Raw genomic sequence first — 19,230 nt, 5'->3', positions numbered from 1 at the left:
TCGGTGTCGACCGATCGGCGGGCCGTTTTTCATCGGTCTGCCGGTTCGCGGCGTGCCTGCGATGACTTTCGGTCACGCTTGAGGTCAGCAGTGGTGTTCTATCCCGAATCCTCGAAAGGATGCATGATGAGCGACTACTCGGCACCGATCGGCGCACCGATCTGGTTCGATCTGATGAGCAGTGACCCCGACAAGGCCGCCGAGTTCTACGGCGCGATCTTCGGGTGGGAAGCGGAGGCGGCCAATCCCGACTTCGCCGGCTATCGCAACTTCCTCAAGAACGGCAAACGGGTCGCCGGATGTGGACCTGTGATGGACCCGTCCGGTCCGTCCGACATCTGGTCGGTGTACTTGCACAGCGCCGATCCGGCCGCCACCGTCGCGGCCGTGGAGAAGGCGGGCGGTTCGATGATGGTGCCGCCGATGGATGTCGGCGACATGGGCACCATGATGGTCGCCACCGACAGCGCGGGTGCGGTGATCGGCTGGTGGAAGCCCAACACCCATCCCGGCTTCCTGGAATGGGGCACCCACGGGACACCGTACTGGTTCGAGTGCCAGAGCAAGGACTACAAGAAATCCATCGAGTTCTACACCGACGTCATCGGCGCGAGGATCGAAGAGGTCGGCACCGGCGGCGACCCGGACGCGGTGGGCCCTGACTTCTACGGACAGGTGTTCGTCGGCGAGAGCTCCTACTCCGGGATCATGGACGCCGCCAAGCTGTTCCCTGCCGAGGTGCCATCGTTCTGGCAGGTCTACATCACCGTCGACGACGTGGCCGCGACGGTGAAGCAGGTCGAGTCGCTCGGCGGTGGGGTGATGATGGCCGGCGAGGAAACCCCCTACGGCACTCTTGCAGCAGTGACCGACCCGTTCGGGGCGGTGTTCTGTCTGGGGCACCCGCCGGCCGGTTGGGAGGGGTAGCCGTCGGGCTATCGATCGGCGCAGGCTTTGCGCGGGTCAGCTCCGAGGGCGCGAGTCGTCGACGGCCTGCGCGGACCGCGCCGACCTGCGCCATCAAGGTCCACCCGCGTTGTGAATACGATGGCACCGATCCGTGCTGTGCTGCGTCCAACTTCTATGGCACCCTTCCCCACCGATCGCCACGGCCTGATTCACCGCGCCGCCGTCCTCGCCGCCCAGTTCTCCGACGACGACTACCGACACTCACTGCGACAGAAGGAGACGGTGTCGATAGCACGGGGCGTCTGTGTGCCCGCAGCCACGCGTACACCGAGCGAGTGGCACAGACTCAAGGCCATCGCGGCGGCCGTCACGAGCGAGGTCACGCCCGTATTGAGCCATCAGTCGGCGGCCACCGTCCACGGTTTGGAGATACTGAAACCCAACCTACGACGCGTGCACATGACCACCGGCAACCCGGACGGCGGCTACCGCACCGCCACCCAGCATCGACACGTCGGCACACTCAACGACGACCACATCGTCGAGGTCGACGGCATCCGTGTGACGTCGATCGACCGCACCGCGGTCGACGTGGCGTGCACGAGTTCCATGGGTTTCGCCGGTGCGCTCGCCATTTTCGACTCCGCGATACGCAACGGAGCCGATGGTGAGGTGATGGCTGGGATGCTCCGCGGAAAGCGCCGTGGAGCACAGCACGCACGACGTGCTCTGCACCATGCGGACGGATTGTCGGAGAACCCCGGTGAATCGTGGGGACGCGTCCAGATGATCGAGGCCGGGCTCCCGATTCCGCGGCTTCAGCACGAGGTCGTCGACGAGGACGGCACTCTCATCGCACGCACCGACTACGACTGGGCGGGCCTGCTGGTCGGCTCGGATGGCGCAAGCCGTCGACGGCCCGCGCGGACCGAACCGACCCGCGCGACCAAGACGGCCCGCGCAAGGCCGCCGAAGCGTCAGACCCCCGCGTTCGCGTCCTGCTTCTTCTTGAGCTCCAGCGCGATGTCGATCAGCTGGTCCTCTTGCCCACCAACGAGTTTGCGGTTGCCGGCCTCGAGCAGGATCTCGGCGGCCGAGACGTTGTAGCGTTCGGCGTGCCCCTCGGCGTGCTTGAGGAAGCTCGAGTAGCAGCCGGCGTAGCCCATCATCATCGCCGAGCGATCCACGAGGCATTCCGACGGCATGGCCGGTCGCACCACATCCTGGGCGGCGTCGGCGATCTTCATGAAGTCCACCCCGGTGGTGATACCCAACTTGTCGCACACCCCGACGAATGCCTCGGTCGGCGTGTTTCCGGCGCCGGCACCGAAGCGGCGGATCGACCCGTCGATCTGCTGCGCGCCGGCTCGAATGGCGTTGATGGAGTTGGCGACCGCGATGTCGAGGTTCTCGTGCCCGTGGAAACCGATCTGCGCATCATCACCGAGTTCGGCTCGTAGCGCCTGCACACGGTAGGTGACGTCCTCGAGGACCAGTGCGCCTGCGGAGTCGACCACGTACACACACTGGCAGCCCGCGTCGGCCATGATGCGGGCTTGTTCGGCCAGCTTCTCGGGCGGCTGCGAATGGCTCATCATCAGGAATCCGACGGTCTCCAATCCAAGATCGCGGGCGAGCCCGAAGTGCTGGATCGACACGTCGGCCTCGGTGCAGTGGGTGGCGATGCGGCAGATCTGTCCACCGTTGTCCTGCGCAGCCCGGATGTCGTCCTTGGTGCCGAGTCCGGGCAGCATCAGGAACGCGATCTTGGCCTGCTTCGCTGTCTCTGCGGCGGCCTTGATCAGTTGCTGTTCCGGGGTTTTGGAGAAGCCATAGTTGAACGAGGATCCACCGAGTCCGTCGCCGTGGGTCACCTCGATCACCGGCACTCCCGACGCGTCGAGCGCGCCGACGATGTCACGTACCTCCTGCTCGGTGAACTGGTGACGCTTGTGGTGGCTGCCGTCGCGCAATGACGAGTCGGTGATCCGGATGTGGAGGGTGTCGGAGTACTTGCGGGCGTTGGCCATCAGGTCCACTGTGCTCATGCCGAGACTCCCAACTTGGTCTTCGCGATTTCCTCGCCGACCTTGGTGGCGGCGGCGGTCATGATGTCGAGGTTGCCCGAGTACGGCGGCAGGAAATCGCCGGCGCCTTCGACCTCGACGAAGATCGAAACCCGGGCGTGGCCGCCGTTGATGGCCGAGGGCGGATCGAACTGCGGGTCCTGCAGCAGCCGATAGCCCGGGACATACGACTGGATCTCTTTCTCACGCTTGTGGATCGACTCGGCGATCGCGTCGGTGTCGGCGTCCTCGGGAATCGCACAGAAGATGGTGTCGCGCATGATCATCGGCGGATCGGCCGGATTCAGTATGATGATCGCCTTGCCGCGCACGGCGCCGCCGATGGTCTCGATACCCTTCGACGTGGTCTTGGTGAACTCGTCGATGTTGGCGCGGGTACCCGGCCCGGCCGAGACCGATGCGACCGACGCGACGATCTCCGCATACGGCACCGGCACGACCGAGGACACCGCATGCACCATCGGAATCGTCGCCTGCCCACCACAAGTGATCATGTTGGTGTTGGGCGCATCGAGGTGTTCACGCAGATTGGCCGGAGGGACCACTGCGGGCCCGACCGCCGCGGGAGTGAGGTCGACAGCGGTGATCCCGGCTGCCTCGTACTTCGGCGCGTACTCACGATGCACGTAGGCCGAGGTCGCCTCGAAGATCAGATCGGGCTTGTCCGAGGAGCCGAGCAACTCGTCGGCACCGCCACTCATGGTGATCAGTCCGTGGTCGGCGGCTCGCTTCATGCCCTCCGAGTCGGCGTCGATGCCGACCATCCAGCGGGGTTCGATGACCTCGGATCGTTGCAGCTTGTACATCAGGTCGGTGCCGATGTTGCCCGACCCGATGATCGCTGCGGTCAGCTTGGCTGCCACGTGCGCCTCCTGTTTCTTGACATGTCGAAAGTCGTTGATGGTCAGTCGAAATCGAGAGTGACCGACCCGAGGCCGGCGAACTCGGCCACGAAATGGTCACCCGAGCTGATATCGATCGCACGGGTCGCGGTACCAGGCAGAATCACATCTCCCTTGCGCAGCCGCACCCCGAAGCTCTCCACCTTGCGCGCCAACCACGACACAGCATTGAGCGGGTGGCCGAGCACCGCCGACGAATTGCCCTTCGCCACGATCTCCCCATTACGGTGCAACACCGCGTCGATGTCGCCGGTGTCGATCTCGCTGATCGGGACACGCTGCTCCCCCAGGATCCAACCGCACGACGACGCGTTGTCGGCGATCGTGTCGCACAGCGTGATCTTCCAATCAGTGATCCGCGAGTCGATCAGTTCGATCGACGGCACCACCCACTCCACGGCGTCGATCACGTCGTCGTTGGTACATCCCGCACCGGGTAGGTCCTTGCCGAGGATGAACCCGACCTCGACCTCCACCCGCGGAAAGCACAGTTTCGCGGCGTCGATCGGGGTCTTCTCGAAGTACTGCATCTCGTCGAGCAGATGCCCGTAGTCCGGCTCGTCGACGTTCATCATCTTCTGCATGGCCTCCGACGCGAGGCCCACCTTGTGCCCGGCGACCTTCGCGCCGGCGTCCAGGCGTTTGCGGATGTTGATCAGCTGGATCTCGTAGGCGTCGACGACGTCGAGGCCCGCGTGGGAGTCCGTAGGCCGATCGATCGCCACCGCCGACTGCTCCGCGTTCCACAGATCGGCCGCGATCTGCTCGCGTATTGCCTGGTCGACCGCCACGTGGTCTCCTTCTCGGTAGAAAGAACGTGTTCTAGTTTAGAACATGTTGCAGTTGTGCGACATGCCCCCGCCATCAACCCCACCAGACAACGGGCACCCTTCGCCCGTCCCCGATCACTCAGTGGGAGCCAACACCGTTCTGACCACGCGGCAGATGTAGCGGGAATCGGCTCCCGGCGACGATTCCCGCTACACCTGCGTGGAGGCAGCGGCCGAGAGCGCAGCCACGACCCTGGCGATCACGTCGTCGGGGTGGTTGACGAGGTCGTTCCAGGTGAAGTTGAGTACCGTCCAGCCGGCGGCGATGAGGTCATTGCGGCGAGTGCGGTCGTTCTGGAATGCATCGGCGTCACGGTGATAGGCCATTCCGTCGATCTCGACAGCGACACGCTCGGCGACGAACGCGAAATCGATGATGTACCGCCCGCTCGAATAGTTGGCGATCCAACCGGTGATGCCGGCCGATTCGAACAAACCGACCGTCAACCGCTCGGCCGAGGAGCGCGCGCCCGAGCCGACGCCCTCGAGCAGGCGTCCCATCGCCGTCGCCCCGACGGTCCCGCGCCTCCTGTCGTACACGGCCCGAAGTTGCCGCTCGGACACACGGCGCAGGAGCAGTGCCCGATCTAGAACGGATACGTCGCCTTCGACTGCGCCCTCGAGAACGGACAACGGCAATCCCGTCACCATGAGGTGGGAACGTTCGACCGCATCACGACCATCGAGACGACGACGAACAGCCCGGACGCCGGGTACACGCTTCACGTGGCCACCGGGAGTGGCGGTGACCGTGACGGTCGCCGGCGGCGAGTTGGCGACGCCATGCCAGTAGGCGGCACCCAGTCCGGACAGAATCGCGGTGCCACCCATTCTGAGAACCGCGATACGGATCGTGCTGCGCGGGGTGACCGGGTGATCGGCGAGACGGTAGATGCCGTAGGCCTCCCGCACCCAATCGCCCGACCCAACCAGCCTGCGCAGCGCCGAGTTGTCGAGACCGTGTACATCGGCCTCTGCCGCGGTCACCACCCCATCACGTTCGAGCGCGAACTGGCGGAGTTGCTTGCTCAACTTCACCCGATTTTGACGCACCAGCCCACCGACCGGTTCCCCGCCCCGGCACGCTGTGCAGACGTAGCCAGAATCGGCACCCACCGACGATTCCCGCTACGTCTGCGGCGGGTGCCGGCCGCGGCCTCTGGCGCCACATTTCTGCAACGTGTTCTAATTCTAGGTGAGAACACGTTCCACCCGTGGCGCATGAAGGGACTTCCATGGCCGGCGCGACCGAACCGACAGAGACCACCACCTCCCCGCAGACCAACACCGAGGCCTACGACGTGATCGTCGTGGGCGCCGGAGCGGCCGGACTCAGCGCGGCCATCACCGCGGCTGCGAGCGGCCTGAAAACCGTGATCATCGAGAAGTCCCCGTACTGGGGTGGCTCGACGTCACGGTCGGGTGGCGGCGTGTGGATTCCGAACAACTCGGTACTGAAGCGCGACGGCGTCGACGACACCGTCGACCGGGCCCGCGAGTACGTGCACGCGATCATCGGCGAACACGCGCCCTCGGAGAAGATCGACGCCTACATCGATCGCGGCCCCGAGGCGCTCGATTTCTTGATGAAGCACGCGCCACTGGAACTCGAATGGGTCAAGAACTACTCCGACTATTACCCGGAGGCGCCGGGTGGCAGGCTCGGCGGACGATCGGTGGAGCCTCGTCCCTTCGACGCCCGGGCGTTGGGCGATGATCTGCAGACACTGCATCCGCAATACACCAAGGCGCCACTGAACATGGTGGTGCTGCAGTCGGACTACCGCTGGCTCAACACCGGGCTGCGGCATTGGCGTGGCCCGTTGCGGATGGCGAAGGTCGGTAGCCGATTCTTCTGGGCCCGTTCCCGCGGTAAGAAGCTGATCGCGATGGGTGCCGCTCTGGCAGCAGAATTGCTGCTCGGGGTACGGAAGCTCGGTGTGCCGCTGAAGCTCAACACCGGCCTGACCGATCTGCTCACCGAGGACGGCCGGGTGGTCGGGGTGCTGGCCGAATCCGAGGGCACCCAATTCGCCATCCACGCTCGTCACGGCGTGATCCTCGCCTGCGGCGGTTTCGAGCACAATGCCGAGATGCGGCAGAAGTATCAGCGCGAGCCGATCGGCTCGGACTGGACCACCGGCGCCCCGTCCAACACCGGCGACGGCATCACCGCGGGGCTCAAGGTCGGTGCGGCGGTGTCATTGATGGACGACTCGTGGTGGGGCCCGACGATCCCGCTGCCGCGCGGACCGTGGTTCGCGTTGTCCGAACGAGCCGTGCCGGGCACGTTCATGGTCAACGAACGCGGCGAGCGGTTCATGAACGAATCACTGCCCTATGTGGAGGCCGTGCACCAAATGTACGGCGGCGACTTCGGACAGGGCGACGGCCCGGGTGAGAACGTGCCGTCGTGGCTGATCATGGATCAGACCTGCCGTAATCGGTACCTGTTCGCGGGCGTCAATGCGCGCCAGCCGCTCCCGAAGAAATGGTTCGAGGCCGGGGTGGTGGTCAAAGCCGGGTCGATCCGTGAGCTCGCCGACAAGATCGGCGTGCCGGCCGACGCCCTGGCGAACACCACCGAGCGGTTCAACGGTTTCGCCCGCTCCGGGGTCGACGCCGACTTCGGACGCGGTAAGAGCGGCTACGACCATTACTACGGCGACATCACCAACAAGCCGAACCCAAGCCTGGGCGCGTTGACCAAGGCACCGTTCTACGCGGTCAAGATGGTGCCCGGCGACCTGGGCACCAAGGGCGGCATCGACACCGACGCGTCCGGCCGCGCACTGCGGGCCGACGGTTCGGTGATCGAGGGTTTGTATGCCGCCGGCAACACCAGCGCACCGGTGATGGGCCACACCTATGCCGGACCGGGCGCCACAATCGGGCCCGCGCTGGTCTTCGGCTATCTCGCCGCGCTCGACGCGGCGTCGAAGTCCACCGCCACCAGCAACCCTGCGACCAGCACAGGAGCCTGACGCCATGCCCATCGATCCCACGGTCGCCGTCGGTGCCGAACTCCCCGAGATCAGCTTCCAATGGTCGGCCTCAGATGTCGCGCTCTATCACCTCGCGGTCGGTGCAGCCGCCGATCCGATGGACACCGCCGGACTGGCCTACGTCGACGACAAGGGTCCGAAGGTGTTGCCGTCGTTCGCCACTGTTGCCGCGTCCTTCCACGCGACCGAGGCTCCCAGGGTCTCGTTTCCCGGCATCGACATAGACCTGGCCAAGGTGGTGCACGGCAGCCAACAGGTGACCGCGCATCGACCGTTGCCGGCCAGCGGCAAGGCCACCACCCGCACCACCATCGCCGAGGTGCAGGACAAAGGTTCTGCGGCAGTGATTATTCAGGAGTCGGTGACCACCGACGACTCGGGCGAGCCACTATGGACTGCACGCTCATCGATCTTCGCCAAGGGCGAGGGCGGCTTCGGCGGCGAACGTGGATCGTCGAACAAGGTCGCGTATCCGGATCGCGAACCGGACCATCGTCTTTCGGTGCCGACACTCCCGCAACAGGCGCTGCTATATCGCCTCTGCGGTGACCGAAATCCGTTGCACAGCGATCCGGCATTCGCTGCCGCCGCAGGATTTCCACGACCGATCCTGCACGGCCTGTGCACCTATGGCACGGTCTGCCGCGCGGTCACCGACGCCGTACTCGACGGCGACGTGGCGGCGGTACGTGACTACTCATCGACCTTCGCCGGTGTCGTGTTCCCCGGCGAGACATTGAATGTCAATGTCTGGGATGAGAACGGAAAGTTGCTGATCACCGCGACCGTCGCCGACCGCGACGACGCGCCTGCACTCGGGAATGTGTTGTTGGCGCTATGAGCGTGAGGCCGCTGGTCGAGTGGTAACGGGTTGACCAACCGCCGGGCGAGTAGTGACAACCCAAGTGACCCACCGCCGGTCGAGTAGCGACGAACGGAGTGACCAACCGCCGGTCGAGTAGCGACGAACGAGTGACCAACCGCTGGTCGAGTAGCGACGAACGGAGTGAGGAGCGTATCGAGACCAGGTGACGTGGTCTCGATACGCCCTCGGCTAGCGCCTCGGACTACTCGACCACCGGGAAAGCCCGGCGCCCCGCACAAATCGAGCCCCGGGAACGCCCGCCCTCCCGAACAAATCGATCACCGAGAACGCCCAGCCCTCCCGAACAAATCGACCACCGGGAAAGCCCGCCCTCCCACATAAACCGACCATCGGGAAAGCCCGCCCCTCCGAACAATCGACCACCGAGATAGGCTCCCACACAAGGAGATCAGGCACCTCAACCGCTGATCGAGTAGGCTCCGAGCCGCCAGGCGAGGAACCGTATCGAGATCAGTCACCTCGCGGCAGCATATCGACCAACTCCCCCAATTCGCCGTCGCCGGGCACCTGCCGCCCGAAGACAATGCGGTACAGCAGAAATCCGGCCCACCCGTCGACCACGACGTCCACCGGCAACGACTCCGGCAGCAACCCGGCAGCAACCCAGCGCTGCAGCATGCGCAGGCCCGGGCCACGTCGGGCCCGCAGGATGTCCCGCAGGCCGGCTTCTCCCTCCTGCCCACGTTCAGCCAGTGCACTGGCCACCACCGACGGATCGCCGAGCAGGGTGAGTGTCTCGACGATCTCCCGGAGGTAGGCCAGCACGTCGGTGCGCAACTCACCGGTGTCCGGCGTCGGCGGCTCGGCCAGTTCGTCGGCGAAGGCATCGGTGATGACCGATGCCCGATTGGGCCAACGCCGATACAGCGTCGCCTTGCCCACCCGCGCACGCCGCGCGATCGATTCCATTGTCACCTGGTGATAGCCGAGCTCACCCACCAGTTCACGCGCTGCGGCCAGTACCCGGTTGTCGACGTGCGGGTCGCGCGGGCGCCCGCGTCCGCGCTGGGCCCCGACGGCGTCACCGCCGATGCAGTCTGCAGACTCGCTGCTCGTTCCGGACGTCACCCTCGTATTCAACACCCGGAAATATCGGAACGCTACGTCTCGTTATTGTGGGTGTAGGCGGCCCGCCACCGCGACGGACCGATTTCGCGAAGGAAGGGACTTTCCATGACCACACGTTTCACCGACAAGGTCGTTCTCATCACCGGCGCCGGTTCGGGCCTCGGCCGCGCCGCGGCCCTCCAACTCGCCTCCGAAGGCGCGTCACTGTCACTGATCGACGTCAGCGAGGCCGGACTCGCCGACACGGCTGCGCAGGTGACCGAGATCGCCTCGGGCACCAAAGTGCTGCAGCTAGTCGCGGACGTCAGCAACGAGTCCGATGTCGAGTCCTACGTGCAGAAGACGGTCGAGGCGTTCGGTCGTATCGACGGCTTCTTCAACAACGCCGGCATCGAGGGCAAGCAGAACCTGACCGAGGATTTCGGGTCCGAGGAATTCGACAAGGTGGTGTCGATCAATCTGCGGGGCGTATTCCTGGGCCTCAAGTATGTGCTGGCAGTGATGAAGGATCAGGGGGCGGGACATGTCGTCAACACGGCGTCCGTCGGAGGCATCCGCGGTGTGGGGAACCAGTCCGGCTACGCGGCCGCCAAGCACGGCGTGGTGGGCCTGACCCGCAATTCCGGGATCGAGTACGGCCAGTACGGCATCACAGTCACCGCCATCGCTCCCGGCGCGATCATGACCCCCATGGTCGAGGGGTCACTCAAGCAGATCGACCAGGACAACTGGGAAGAGGCTGGCCGTCAGTTCGTCAGCGCGAATCCGATGCAGCGGTTCGGACGCCCAGAGGAGGTCGGCCACCTCGTCGCGTTCCTGCTGTCCGACGACGCCTCGTTCATCAACGCCACCACCATTCCGATCGACGGCGGACAGTCCGAGAAGTATTGATCCCCGATACCTCCCGTGGTTCTCACCACACCGTGGTGGGCGTCGTCCCGAGACGACGAATCGGACAGTAGTCTCGACGCGGACCATCCGCAGTCAAACCCCGCCCGCACCGGGCGATCCCGCGAGGAGACCTGATGAGTGATTCGCTGCAGTCCTTACTCGACACCAACCGCCCGGCCGTGGTGGCCGACCTCGTCGACGTCATCGACGCCGAGGTCGCGGATCAGAAGGGACTCGGCGGCGCTGCAGTCAAGACCGCCTACGCCGCCGCGCAGAAGGTGAAGCCGGGTGTGGTCACCTCGGCGACCAACCTGTTGCTACCCGATTTCCTGACCGCGCTGCAGCCGTTCTGGGATAACAAGCCGGCCGACGTATCGTTCGCCGACCATCTGGCCGCCAACAGCGATGCGGCCGCCGAGGCGCTGTTGACCGTCACCGACGATCAAACGGCCACGGCCCGCCCTGCACTCGCCAAGGCCTACGGCTCGCTACGCGGAAAGGCCAAGGGGTATGTCGCGGCGTCACTTCCGCGGGTAGGCGCGGCGATCGAGAAGCACGCCGGCTAGCACGTCACGAATCCGACCCACGCGTCCATCGACCAGCCGTCACAGTTGATCGGTGGGCGCTGTCGTATGCGCTTGCGCCCAGCGGCGGCTGGTCAGGCGGCCGAGGTGACGATGAGCAGCAGGCCGACGACCACGGCGATCAACGCGCCGAGCATCGACAACACCCGCCACACATGCACCCGCGCCGGTGTGTAGTCGGAACGTTGCGAAGAGGCGACTTGTGGTGACGCCATGACTTCTCACTTTCAGTAGTCCGGGTCAACGCTGACCAACTGGACGGCGATCACCGGTCTTGGTACTGCAGTGATAAATGTGTCACATGTTTTCTCGTGATCGCGCTCACCGACGACGCGTGTCATGATCACGAAAAGGCAACAGGTCGGAGGACAGATGGTGCAGACGGCAACCACCAGCACGCGTGGCTTCGACCTTCGCTCGGTATGGTTGATCGCCATCGCGTGTGCGGCCGTGAGCATGGTGGTGGCCGCGATGGCCGCGCTGAACACCGCCCTACCGGAGATCGCCGTCGACACCGGCGCCGATTCCGGTCAGATGACCTGGATTGTCGACGGATACACCCTCGCGTTGGCGGCGTTGCTGTTGCCGGCCGGAGCGATCGGTGATCGGTTCGGCCGACGAGGTGTACTCATCGTCGGACTCTTCGCCTTCGCGGTCGCGTCGATGCTGCCGATCTGGATCAACGATCCGGTGCAATTGGTCGTAACGCGCGTCCTGGCCGGTGCGGCCGCCGCGCTGATCATGCCCGCGACGCTCTCGCTGATCACCTCCGGCGTGCCCGAGCATCGCCGCGCCATCGGCGTCAGCATCTGGGCAGCCGTCGCCGGTGGCGGCGCCATCGCCGGTTTCCTGGTCACCGGTGTCCTGCTCGAGTTCTTCAGTTGGCATTCGATCTTCATCACCTTCGCATCGTCGGCACTGCTCACCGCGTTGCTCAGCCTCACCATCGGCACCTCGCGCGACAGCAACCCGGGACGCTTCGACATCGCCGGGTCGGTGACGTCGATCCTGGCCGTCACCGGTGTCGTCCTCGGCCTGCTGGAGGCCCCGCATCGGGGATGGGCGGACCCGCTCGTACTCATCAGCCTGGTCGGCGGCATCGCACTGGCGGTCGCCTTCGTCGTCCTCGAATTACGGCGCTCCTCTCCACTTCTGGATGTCCGGCTGTTCACCAACCGCGCTTTCGGTTCCGGTTCGCTGTCGATCGCAATGCAGTTCTTCGCGTCGTTCGGCGTGTTCTACCTGATGCTGCAGCAACTCCAGTTGGTGTTCGGCTACACACCGTTGCAGTCGGCGTTCGCGCTGATGCCGATGGTGGCGGGCGTCGGTGTGTTCGCGTTGATCGGCAACTGGATCGCGGTACGGTTCCACGCCCTGCGGTTCGTACTGGCCGGCGGCATCATGCTGAGCGGGATCGGCATCGTGCTGCTGGGCACGATCGAATACGACACCTACTGGGCTGCACTATGGATCATTGTGTTGTGCGCCATCGGTATCGGCTTGGCGACCGCGTCGTCGACGACGGCAATCATGTCCAACACCCCGACCGACAATCAGGGGGTGGGTTCGGCGGTCAACGACACCGCACGCGAACTCGGCGCCGCCATCGGCATCGCGGTGGCCGGGAGCATCATGGCCGCCGGATATGCGTCGCGGATCGGGCCGGTCGCCGACAACGCGCAGGCTCAGCTCACCGCAGCTGGTGAACAACGCATCGCCGCCGGCGACCCGATCGTCGGTCAGATGCTGGTGCAGCAGGCCGGCGAAGCCGCCGAATACATCCGGCGATCGCTGGCCGAGGCGACCGCCGTCGTCGAACGACTCAGCGAACAGGCCGCGCCGCTGGCGATGCAGATCGCCGCCGACGCCCAGAACGCGTTCCTGGAACCGATGCGGCAGGGCTACATCGTGCTCGGGTCGGTGCTGATGGCGAGCGCGGTGGCGCTACTGTGGCTCGCGCCGCGTCGCGTGGTCCCAGAGCCGGACGGTGTCGATGCCACCCGTTCGACCGATGAGATCTCCGTCGGCGCAGCCATCGACACCGAGACCTCGGCGCGCCCTGAGACCAACCGCCCGGACTGAGGGTGCTGTCGTCTGACGGCGTCGTCGGCACCGTCCTCGCCGTCGCCGTTCTGGCGCTCGTTGTCGTCACAACGGTCACCGTGCGGCGCGGTGTCGCGACTGTCATCGCTGTGGCCTCGGCTGTGGCGGTGGTGGCGCTGGGTTTGACCGACGTGCCCGTTGCAGCCGATGAGATCCGTTTCATCGCACCGACGATCGCCTTTCTCGCTGCCATGCTCGTGGTGGCCGACGTCTGCGCCCGGACGGGCGTGTTCACCTGGGTCGGGTGGGTGGTGGAAGGCTGGAGCCACGGGTCACCGAATCGACTGCTGCGCATCGTCTTCGTGGTCGCCGCCGTCACCACCGCGGTGTTGTCGATCGATACCACGATCGTGCTGCTGACGCCGGTCGCCGTGATCACTGCCCGCCGACTCGGTGCGCGTATCACGCCGGTCTCATACGCCGGAAATCATCTTGCCAACACCGCCTCCACCCTGTTTCCGGTCTCGAACCTGACGAATCTATTGGCGTTCAGTGCAACCGGCTTGAGTTTCCTGGGGTTTGCGGGTGTGATGGCGGCGCCGTGGATAGCGGCGATCGTGGTGGAGTATCTGATCTTCCGGTGGTTCTTCGCCGACGACCTGACGGTCAGATCACCACGTCGTAACAGGGATCCCGCAACGCCACCGCACACACCGCGCTGGGTGTTGACGTGTCTGGCACTTCTGTTCGTTGCTTTCGTGGTGTCCGAACCGTTGGGCGTGCCGCTGGCCGCGACGGCGGCGGTGGGCGCAGCGGTCATGTTGGCCCCGATGGCGTTTCGCGACCCAACAGTGACCGCGCGGCATACAGCCCGCGCGCTCAACGTCGGTTTCCTGGCATTCGTGGCAGCTCTCGGAGTGATCATCCTGCCGGTCCGCGAGGGCGCGATCGGGGACGCGGTGAGTCATCTGATCCCTACAGGCTCCGGCTTCCTCGCCATGGTCGCGGTGGCCGTGCTCGCCGCGATTTCGGCCAATGTGGTCAACAACCTGCCCGCCACCCTCCTGCTCGTCCCACTCACCGCCCATCAGCCGGCGCTGGTGCTCGCGGTGGTGCTCGGCGTGAACATCGGTCCCAACCTCGCCTACTTCGGATCGCTCGCGAACCTGCTGTGGCGGGACATCATGCGCCGCGACTCGACGGCGGCCCCGAGATCCCGGGACTACCTGCGGCTCGGCGCGCTGACCGTGCCGCCGACGCTGCTGGTCGCGGTGGTGGCGTTGTGGATATCTGTGCGCCTCGGCGGGTTGTGATCTCGCCAGGGTCTCGATACGCCACTCACTCCGTTCGCGGCTACTCGACCAGCGAAATGGCGCGCGGCCACCGGGCGACCGCTAATCCCACCCCCCCGCTGATCGAGTAGCGCGCGAGCCCCCAGGCGAGCGAGCGTATCGAGATCCACACACGCACCAGGGTCTCGATACGCCACTCACTCCGTTCGCGGCTACTCGACCAGCGAAATGGCGCGAGCTACGTCAGTTCGCGGCGGCCGCGGGCTCGGTGGCTTCGGCGGCGGCATTCTTGGCCCACTTGTAGTCGGCCTTGCCGGCCGGGGTGCGCTTCACCTCCTCGACGAACACCACGGTGCGCGGAACCTTGTACCCGGCGAGCGATTCCCGGCAGTGGGCGCCGATGTCATCGATGGACGGTTCCACTGCATCCTCGGCCACTGCCACCACCGCTGCCACCCGTTGGCCGTACTTGGCGTCGGGCACCGGCACGACGAGCGCGTCGGCCACGGCGGGGTGGGCGTGCAGAACCGCCTCGACCTCTTCGGCGTACACCTTTTCGCCACCGGTGTTGATGCACTGTGAACCTCGGCCGAGGAAGACGATGGTTCCGTCGGCCTCGACGGTGCCCATGTCGCCGAGGATCGAGATCCGTGTTCCGTCCGGCAGGATCGGGAAGGTCTTCGCCGTTTTGGCCTCGTCCTTGTAGTAACCCAGCGGCACGTTCCCGATCCGTGCGATGTAGCCGACGTCGCCCGAGCCGGGCTCGATCTTGTTGAGCCGCTCGTCGACCACCATCATCTTGTCGGTCGGCGGTACCCGCAGGTTGCCGTTCTCATCCATCATGATCTCGCCGTCGTTTCCCGATTCCGAGGCACCGAAGTTGTCGCGCAGCACCAGATCCGGCTTCACCGCGAGGAACCGGTCCCGCACGTGTTGGGACCAGATCGCCCCACCGGAGGTGACCGAGAACAACGACGACAGGTCGACCTCGCCCTGGCGTCGCTCGAACTCCTCCACGAGCGGCATGCCCATCGCGTCGCCGACGATCAGGATGATCTGCACCTTCTCCCGCTCGACTTCGGACACGATGGCCGAGGGTTTGAAGTCACGTTGGATGACCAGCCGACCACCGAGGGTGAAGAAGGTGAACAACGAGTACGACGCCGCGCCGTGCATCAGCGGTGCAGCGAGCAGAAACGCCATCGAGGGGAAATCCTTGACCGCGGTAGCGATCTCCGCGAGGTCCTTGCGTGCCTCACCGTACGGGTTACCCCCGGACAGAGGTTTGCGGAAGAAGTCGTCGTGCTGCCACATGACCCCCTTGGGGTACCCGGTGGTGCCTCCGGTGTAGAGAAGGTACAGCTCTTCGCCGGTGCGCGGTTCGAAGTCACGCTGCGTGGGCGTCGTCGCCGCGTCGGAGAAAGACACGATCTCCACCGACCGGTCGCCGGGCAGGTCCACCGCCGCGTCGGACAACTCCGGAGCCAGCTCGCCGATGACGAAGACCACCCGCACATTGGGCAGCTCCGGCAGGAGTTGCGCCACACTGCGCTGGTGTTCTTCCAGCTCGACGATGATCGCCCGCGAGTCGGAGTTGTCGAAGATGTAGTGCAGTTCGGAGTTGGTGTACCGGTAGTTGATGTTGACCGGAACGGCGCGGATCTTGAGCAGGCCCAGCAGGCTGGTGACATGCTCGACGCTGTTCTTCAGGAACAGCGACACGTTGTCGTGCGCGCCGATTCCCGACTCCGACAACAGGTGCGCGACCTGATTGGCCAGCTGGTCGAGTTCGGCATAGCTGATCTGGCGGCCCTCGTAGCTCAACGCGATCCGGTCAGGTACCGCATCGGCGACCGTCTCGAACACGTCGGCCAGATTGAACTTCATGTCGTCTCCTTGCTGAGCGCGGTGTTAGGTGGTTCGGGTGAGGACCAGGCCGCTGGTCGGAACTCCGGTGCCGGCGGTGACCACGACCTGCGCGGCACCGTCGACCTGGTTGACCGAGGTTCCGCGTACTTGCCGGACGGCCTCGGCGATGCCGTTCATACCGTGGATATAGGCCTCACCGAGTTGACCGCCGTGGGTGTTCAGCGGCAGTTGCCCACCGACCTCGAGCGCACCCGGCTCTCGCACCAGATCTTTCGCCTCGCCCCGTGCGCAGAACCCGAGTTCTTCCAGTTGCATGAGGGTGTAGGGGGTGAAGTGGTCGTAGAGAATGGCGAGGTCCATGTCGGAGGGGCCGAGACCTGACTGTTTCCACAGTTGACGGCCGACCAGGCCCATCTCGGGCAGGCCGGCGAGGTCGTCGCGGTAGTAGCTGGACATGATGAACTGGTCGTCGGCGCTGCCGGCAGCGGCCGCCGCGATCACCGCGGGGGTGTGCGGCAGGTCCTTGGCCCGCTCCGCGGAGACCACCACGATGGCGACACCGCCGTCGGACTCCTGACAGCAGTCGAGCAGGTGCAGCGGTTCGGCGATGTAGCGCGACTGTTGGTGGTCGTCGAGGGTGATCGGTTTGCCGTGGAAGAACGCGTTTGGGTTCACTGCGGCGTGTTTGCGGTCCACCACCGCGATCTGTCCGAAATCCTCACTGGTGACACCGTATTCGTGCATATAGCGCTGGGCGACCATCGCAACGAAAGCCGCCGGCGTGGACAGGCCGTGTGGATATGAGAACGCGTTGTCGGTGCCCGACGAGTTCTCTTGATTGGCCACCGCGCTGTTGACCTGGCCGAATCTCAAGCCCGATCGTTCGTTGAACGCACGGTAGGCGACGACGACATCGGCAACACCGGTGGCCACCGCCATCGCCGCCTGCTGAACCGTCGCGCAGGCCGCACCGCCGCCATAGTGGATGCGGGAGAAGTAGGTCATCTCCTTGATACCGACCGAACGGGCGACGGCGATCTCGGCGTTGGTGTCCATCGTGAATGACACCAGTCCGTCGACATCGGCCGGTGTGAGTCCGGCATCGGCGATCGCGGACTGGACCGCTTCGGCCGCCAGCCGCAGTTCGCTGCGTCCGGAGTTCTTGGAGAACTCGGTGGCACCGATGCCGGCGATGGCTGCTCTGCCCGACAAACCGCCCATCATGCACCACCCCCGATCGTCAGGGTGACCGTCGAGATCACGTGCTTGCCCAGTGAATTGGTTCCGGTCACCGACACCGTGAGGACGTCGTCGGCAATGTCGGACACCTCACCGGTGAAGGTGACCGAGTCGTAGGCGTACCACGGCACACCGAGTTTCAGATTGATCGAGCGGATGCGTGCCGATGGTCCGGCCCAGTCGGTGACGAACCGCTCCACCAGCCCGGTGTCGGTGAGGATGTTGACGAAAATGTCTTTGGACCCTTTGGCCTGTGCCAGGTCCCGGTCGTGGTGCACGTCCTGGAAGTCGCGAGTGGCCAGCGCCGTCGCCACCACGAATGTCGGCGATGCGTCGATGGTCAGCGGTGGCAACGTGTCCGCGATCCGGACCGGTTGCGGGGCAAGACTGGTCACGGCTGTCCCTTCGTTGTCGCAGGGGTCCAGGCATACAGGGTCCATGGGTCGGTTCCTGTCTCGGTGTCGGCCGGGAAGTCCAGAAACGTGACCTCCACCGCCATCCCGATCGTGACAACCGCCGGGTCGACGTCGCGGAGCTCACCCAGCATCCGGACACCTTCCTCGAGTTCCACCAGCGCCACCACGAACGGCAACTGCCGACCGGGCACCTTCGGGGCGTGGTGTACGACGTAGCTGAACACCGTGCCCCGGCCGGAGGCGACGAGGTAGTCGGTGGTGGGTACGGTTCCGTCTGCCTGGCGCGGTTTCCACATCGCCGGAATCGGCGGGTGGCGCAACGTGCCGTCGTCGAGCTGCTGGATGCGCAGTTCATGGGACGCGACACCGTCCCAGAAGAACGCGGTGTCGCGTGATGCGCTCGGCTTGAGCATCCGGGTCGGATCGAGATCATCCGGTACTTGCGGTTCCGCCGGTTCCGCCGGTTGGGTTTTCGCCGACGGCCGGAATTTCAGGATGCGGAAAGACATCTCGGCGACCACCTCGTCACCGACCGACCACACGTTGCGGGTGGTGAAGAACCAACCTTCGCCAAGAGCCGTCTGCTTGGGGCCCACGACGTCGGTGAGATCAGACGAGATGGTGACCTGTTCGCCGGGCCGGGTGTAGCGGTGATAGACGGTGTCGCAGTTGGTCGCGACCACCGAGGTGTAACCGGCCTGATCGAACAGTTCGGTGGCACGTCCCAGCGGATCGTCGGCGGCCCGCTGTGCGTGCAGTCCGCGCATCGTCCACACCTGCGCCATCGCCGGCGGCGCGACGACCCCAGGGTGTCCGGCAGCGCGAGCGGCGTCGTCGTCGACGTAGACGGGATTGCGGTCCCCCATCGCCTCCACCCAGTTGTGGATCATCGGCTGGTTGATGGGATCTCGGCCCGCTCTGGGGGCGCTGGGTCCGTCGGCCTTGATGGCCTCCGCTGCGGAGAGGATGTCGGTGGGTGTGCTCATCGTCGCTCTCGCAATCGAAGGTCGGCGGGGCTGGTCTCGATACGCCGCTCGCCTAGCGGCTCGCAGCTACTCGACCACCAGAGGGAAGCACCCGTCCCCACCGGTCGAAACACCGACCACCAGGGGGAAGCACCCGTCCGCACCGGTCGAGACGCCGACCACCCGAGGGCAGCCCCCGTCCCCACCGGACGAGACACCGACCACCCGAGGACAGCCCCCGTCC

General features: G+C 65.4%; 17 protein-coding genes. 7 read left to right on the top strand and 10 right to left on the bottom strand.

All coding sequences use genetic code 11. The features are described 5' to 3' along the window. Positions 1-126 precede the first annotated feature (126 nt). Complete coding sequence (locus OSB52_RS04870) at positions 127-927, top strand: VOC family protein (RefSeq protein WP_266060465.1); 801 nt, start codon at positions 127-129, stop codon at positions 925-927. A 959-nt stretch (positions 928-1,886) separates the two neighbouring features. On the opposite strand, the gene dmpG is transcribed toward OSB52_RS04870, so the two are convergent. From dmpG to OSB52_RS04850, 4 genes are all read right to left on the bottom strand, one after another. Beyond that, entirely contained in the window at positions 1,887-2,957 is a 1,071-nt protein-coding gene (gene dmpG, locus OSB52_RS04865; RefSeq protein WP_266060464.1) for a 4-hydroxy-2-oxovalerate aldolase, read from the bottom strand. Then, the gene (locus OSB52_RS04860; RefSeq protein ID WP_266060462.1) at positions 2,954-3,859 is read right to left on the bottom strand and encodes an acetaldehyde dehydrogenase (acetylating); all 906 of its coding nucleotides are present in this window, start codon (positions 3,857-3,859) and stop codon (positions 2,954-2,956) included. The genes dmpG and OSB52_RS04860 overlap by 4 nt, the downstream gene beginning before the upstream one ends. 41 nt (positions 3,860-3,900) lie before the next feature. Further along, a complete protein-coding gene (locus tag OSB52_RS04855; protein ID WP_235725243.1) occupies positions 3,901-4,689 on the bottom strand; it encodes a 2-keto-4-pentenoate hydratase in 789 nt (262 codons plus the stop codon). A gap of 189 nt (positions 4,690-4,878) precedes the next feature. Next, positions 4,879-5,766 carry a type IV toxin-antitoxin system AbiEi family antitoxin domain-containing protein gene (locus OSB52_RS04850; RefSeq protein ID WP_235725289.1) on the bottom strand — a complete coding sequence of 296 codons (888 nt, stop codon included), beginning with the start codon at positions 5,764-5,766 and terminating at the stop codon, positions 4,879-4,881. Between the two features lie 197 nt (positions 5,767-5,963). On the opposite strand from OSB52_RS04850, the gene kstD reads away from it, so the two are divergent. Together kstD and chsH3 are read left to right on the top strand one after the other, a co-directional pair. Beyond that, a complete protein-coding gene (kstD, locus tag OSB52_RS04845; protein WP_266060460.1) occupies positions 5,964-7,712 on the top strand; it encodes a 3-oxosteroid 1-dehydrogenase in 1,749 nt (582 codons plus the stop codon). 4 nt (positions 7,713-7,716) lie between these two features. Beyond that, a complete protein-coding gene (gene chsH3, locus OSB52_RS04840; RefSeq protein WP_266060458.1) occupies positions 7,717-8,574 on the top strand; it encodes an enoyl-CoA hydratase ChsH3 in 858 nt (285 codons plus the stop codon). Positions 8,575-9,069: 495 nt separating this feature from the next. Here chsH3 and OSB52_RS04835 read toward each other — a convergent pair whose 3' ends face one another. Then, positions 9,070-9,687: a TetR/AcrR family transcriptional regulator gene (locus OSB52_RS04835; RefSeq protein WP_266060456.1), complete on the bottom strand. Its 618-nt coding sequence runs from the start codon at positions 9,685-9,687 to the stop codon at positions 9,070-9,072. A gap of 105 nt (positions 9,688-9,792) precedes the next feature. Here OSB52_RS04835 and OSB52_RS04830 point away from each other — a divergent pair, with 105 nt between their 5' ends. Both OSB52_RS04830 and OSB52_RS04825 read left to right on the top strand, forming a co-directional pair. Next, positions 9,793-10,578 (top strand): SDR family oxidoreductase, encoded by a 786-nt coding sequence (locus OSB52_RS04830; RefSeq protein WP_266060455.1) that lies wholly within the window; start codon positions 9,793-9,795, stop codon positions 10,576-10,578. A 134-nt stretch (positions 10,579-10,712) separates the two neighbouring features. Then, on the top strand, positions 10,713-11,144 hold the full coding sequence (locus OSB52_RS04825; RefSeq protein WP_235725239.1) for a DUF6918 family protein: 432 nt from the start codon (positions 10,713-10,715) through the stop codon (positions 11,142-11,144). A 92-nt stretch (positions 11,145-11,236) separates the two neighbouring features. On the opposite strand, the gene OSB52_RS04820 is transcribed toward OSB52_RS04825, so the two are convergent. Further along, positions 11,237-11,377 carry a hypothetical protein gene (locus OSB52_RS04820; RefSeq protein ID WP_235725238.1) on the bottom strand — a complete coding sequence of 47 codons (141 nt, stop codon included), beginning with the start codon at positions 11,375-11,377 and terminating at the stop codon, positions 11,237-11,239. Between the two features lie 157 nt (positions 11,378-11,534). On the opposite strand from OSB52_RS04820, the gene OSB52_RS04815 reads away from it, so the two are divergent. Continuing rightward, positions 11,535-13,244: an MFS transporter gene (locus OSB52_RS04815; RefSeq protein ID WP_266060454.1), complete on the top strand. Its 1,710-nt coding sequence runs from the start codon at positions 11,535-11,537 to the stop codon at positions 13,242-13,244. 2 nt (positions 13,245-13,246) lie between these two features. Next, positions 13,247-14,518: an SLC13 family permease gene (locus OSB52_RS04810; RefSeq protein ID WP_235725236.1), complete on the top strand. Its 1,272-nt coding sequence runs from the start codon at positions 13,247-13,249 to the stop codon at positions 14,516-14,518. 222 nt (positions 14,519-14,740) lie between these two features. Here the strand turns inward: OSB52_RS04810 and OSB52_RS04805 are convergent, their stop codons facing one another. From OSB52_RS04805 to OSB52_RS04790, 4 genes are read right to left on the bottom strand one after another with little or no spacing between them, the layout of a single operon-like run. Continuing rightward, the gene (locus OSB52_RS04805) at positions 14,741-16,384 is read right to left on the bottom strand and encodes an AMP-binding protein (RefSeq protein WP_266060452.1); all 1,644 of its coding nucleotides are present in this window, start codon (positions 16,382-16,384) and stop codon (positions 14,741-14,743) included. Between the two features lie 24 nt (positions 16,385-16,408). Next, positions 16,409-17,587: a lipid-transfer protein gene (locus tag OSB52_RS04800; RefSeq protein ID WP_266060555.1), complete on the bottom strand. Its 1,179-nt coding sequence runs from the start codon at positions 17,585-17,587 to the stop codon at positions 16,409-16,411. Next, complete coding sequence (locus OSB52_RS04795) at positions 17,587-18,000, bottom strand: MaoC family dehydratase (RefSeq protein ID WP_308191726.1); 414 nt, start codon at positions 17,998-18,000, stop codon at positions 17,587-17,589. Before OSB52_RS04795 ends, OSB52_RS04800 begins: the two co-directional genes overlap by 1 nt. Continuing rightward, complete coding sequence (locus tag OSB52_RS04790; RefSeq protein WP_266060450.1) at positions 17,997-19,007, bottom strand: bifunctional MaoC family dehydratase N-terminal/OB-fold nucleic acid binding domain-containing protein; 1,011 nt, start codon at positions 19,005-19,007, stop codon at positions 17,997-17,999. Before OSB52_RS04790 ends, OSB52_RS04795 begins: the two co-directional genes overlap by 4 nt. Positions 19,008-19,230 lie beyond the last annotated feature (223 nt).

It is taken from the genome of Gordonia aquimaris, from assembly GCF_026262595.1.
Lineage (GTDB): Bacteria > Actinomycetota > Actinomycetes > Mycobacteriales > Mycobacteriaceae > Gordonia > Gordonia tangerina.
Note: the sequence above shows the minus strand (reverse complement) of the source record. Positions and strands in the feature narration are given on the sequence as shown.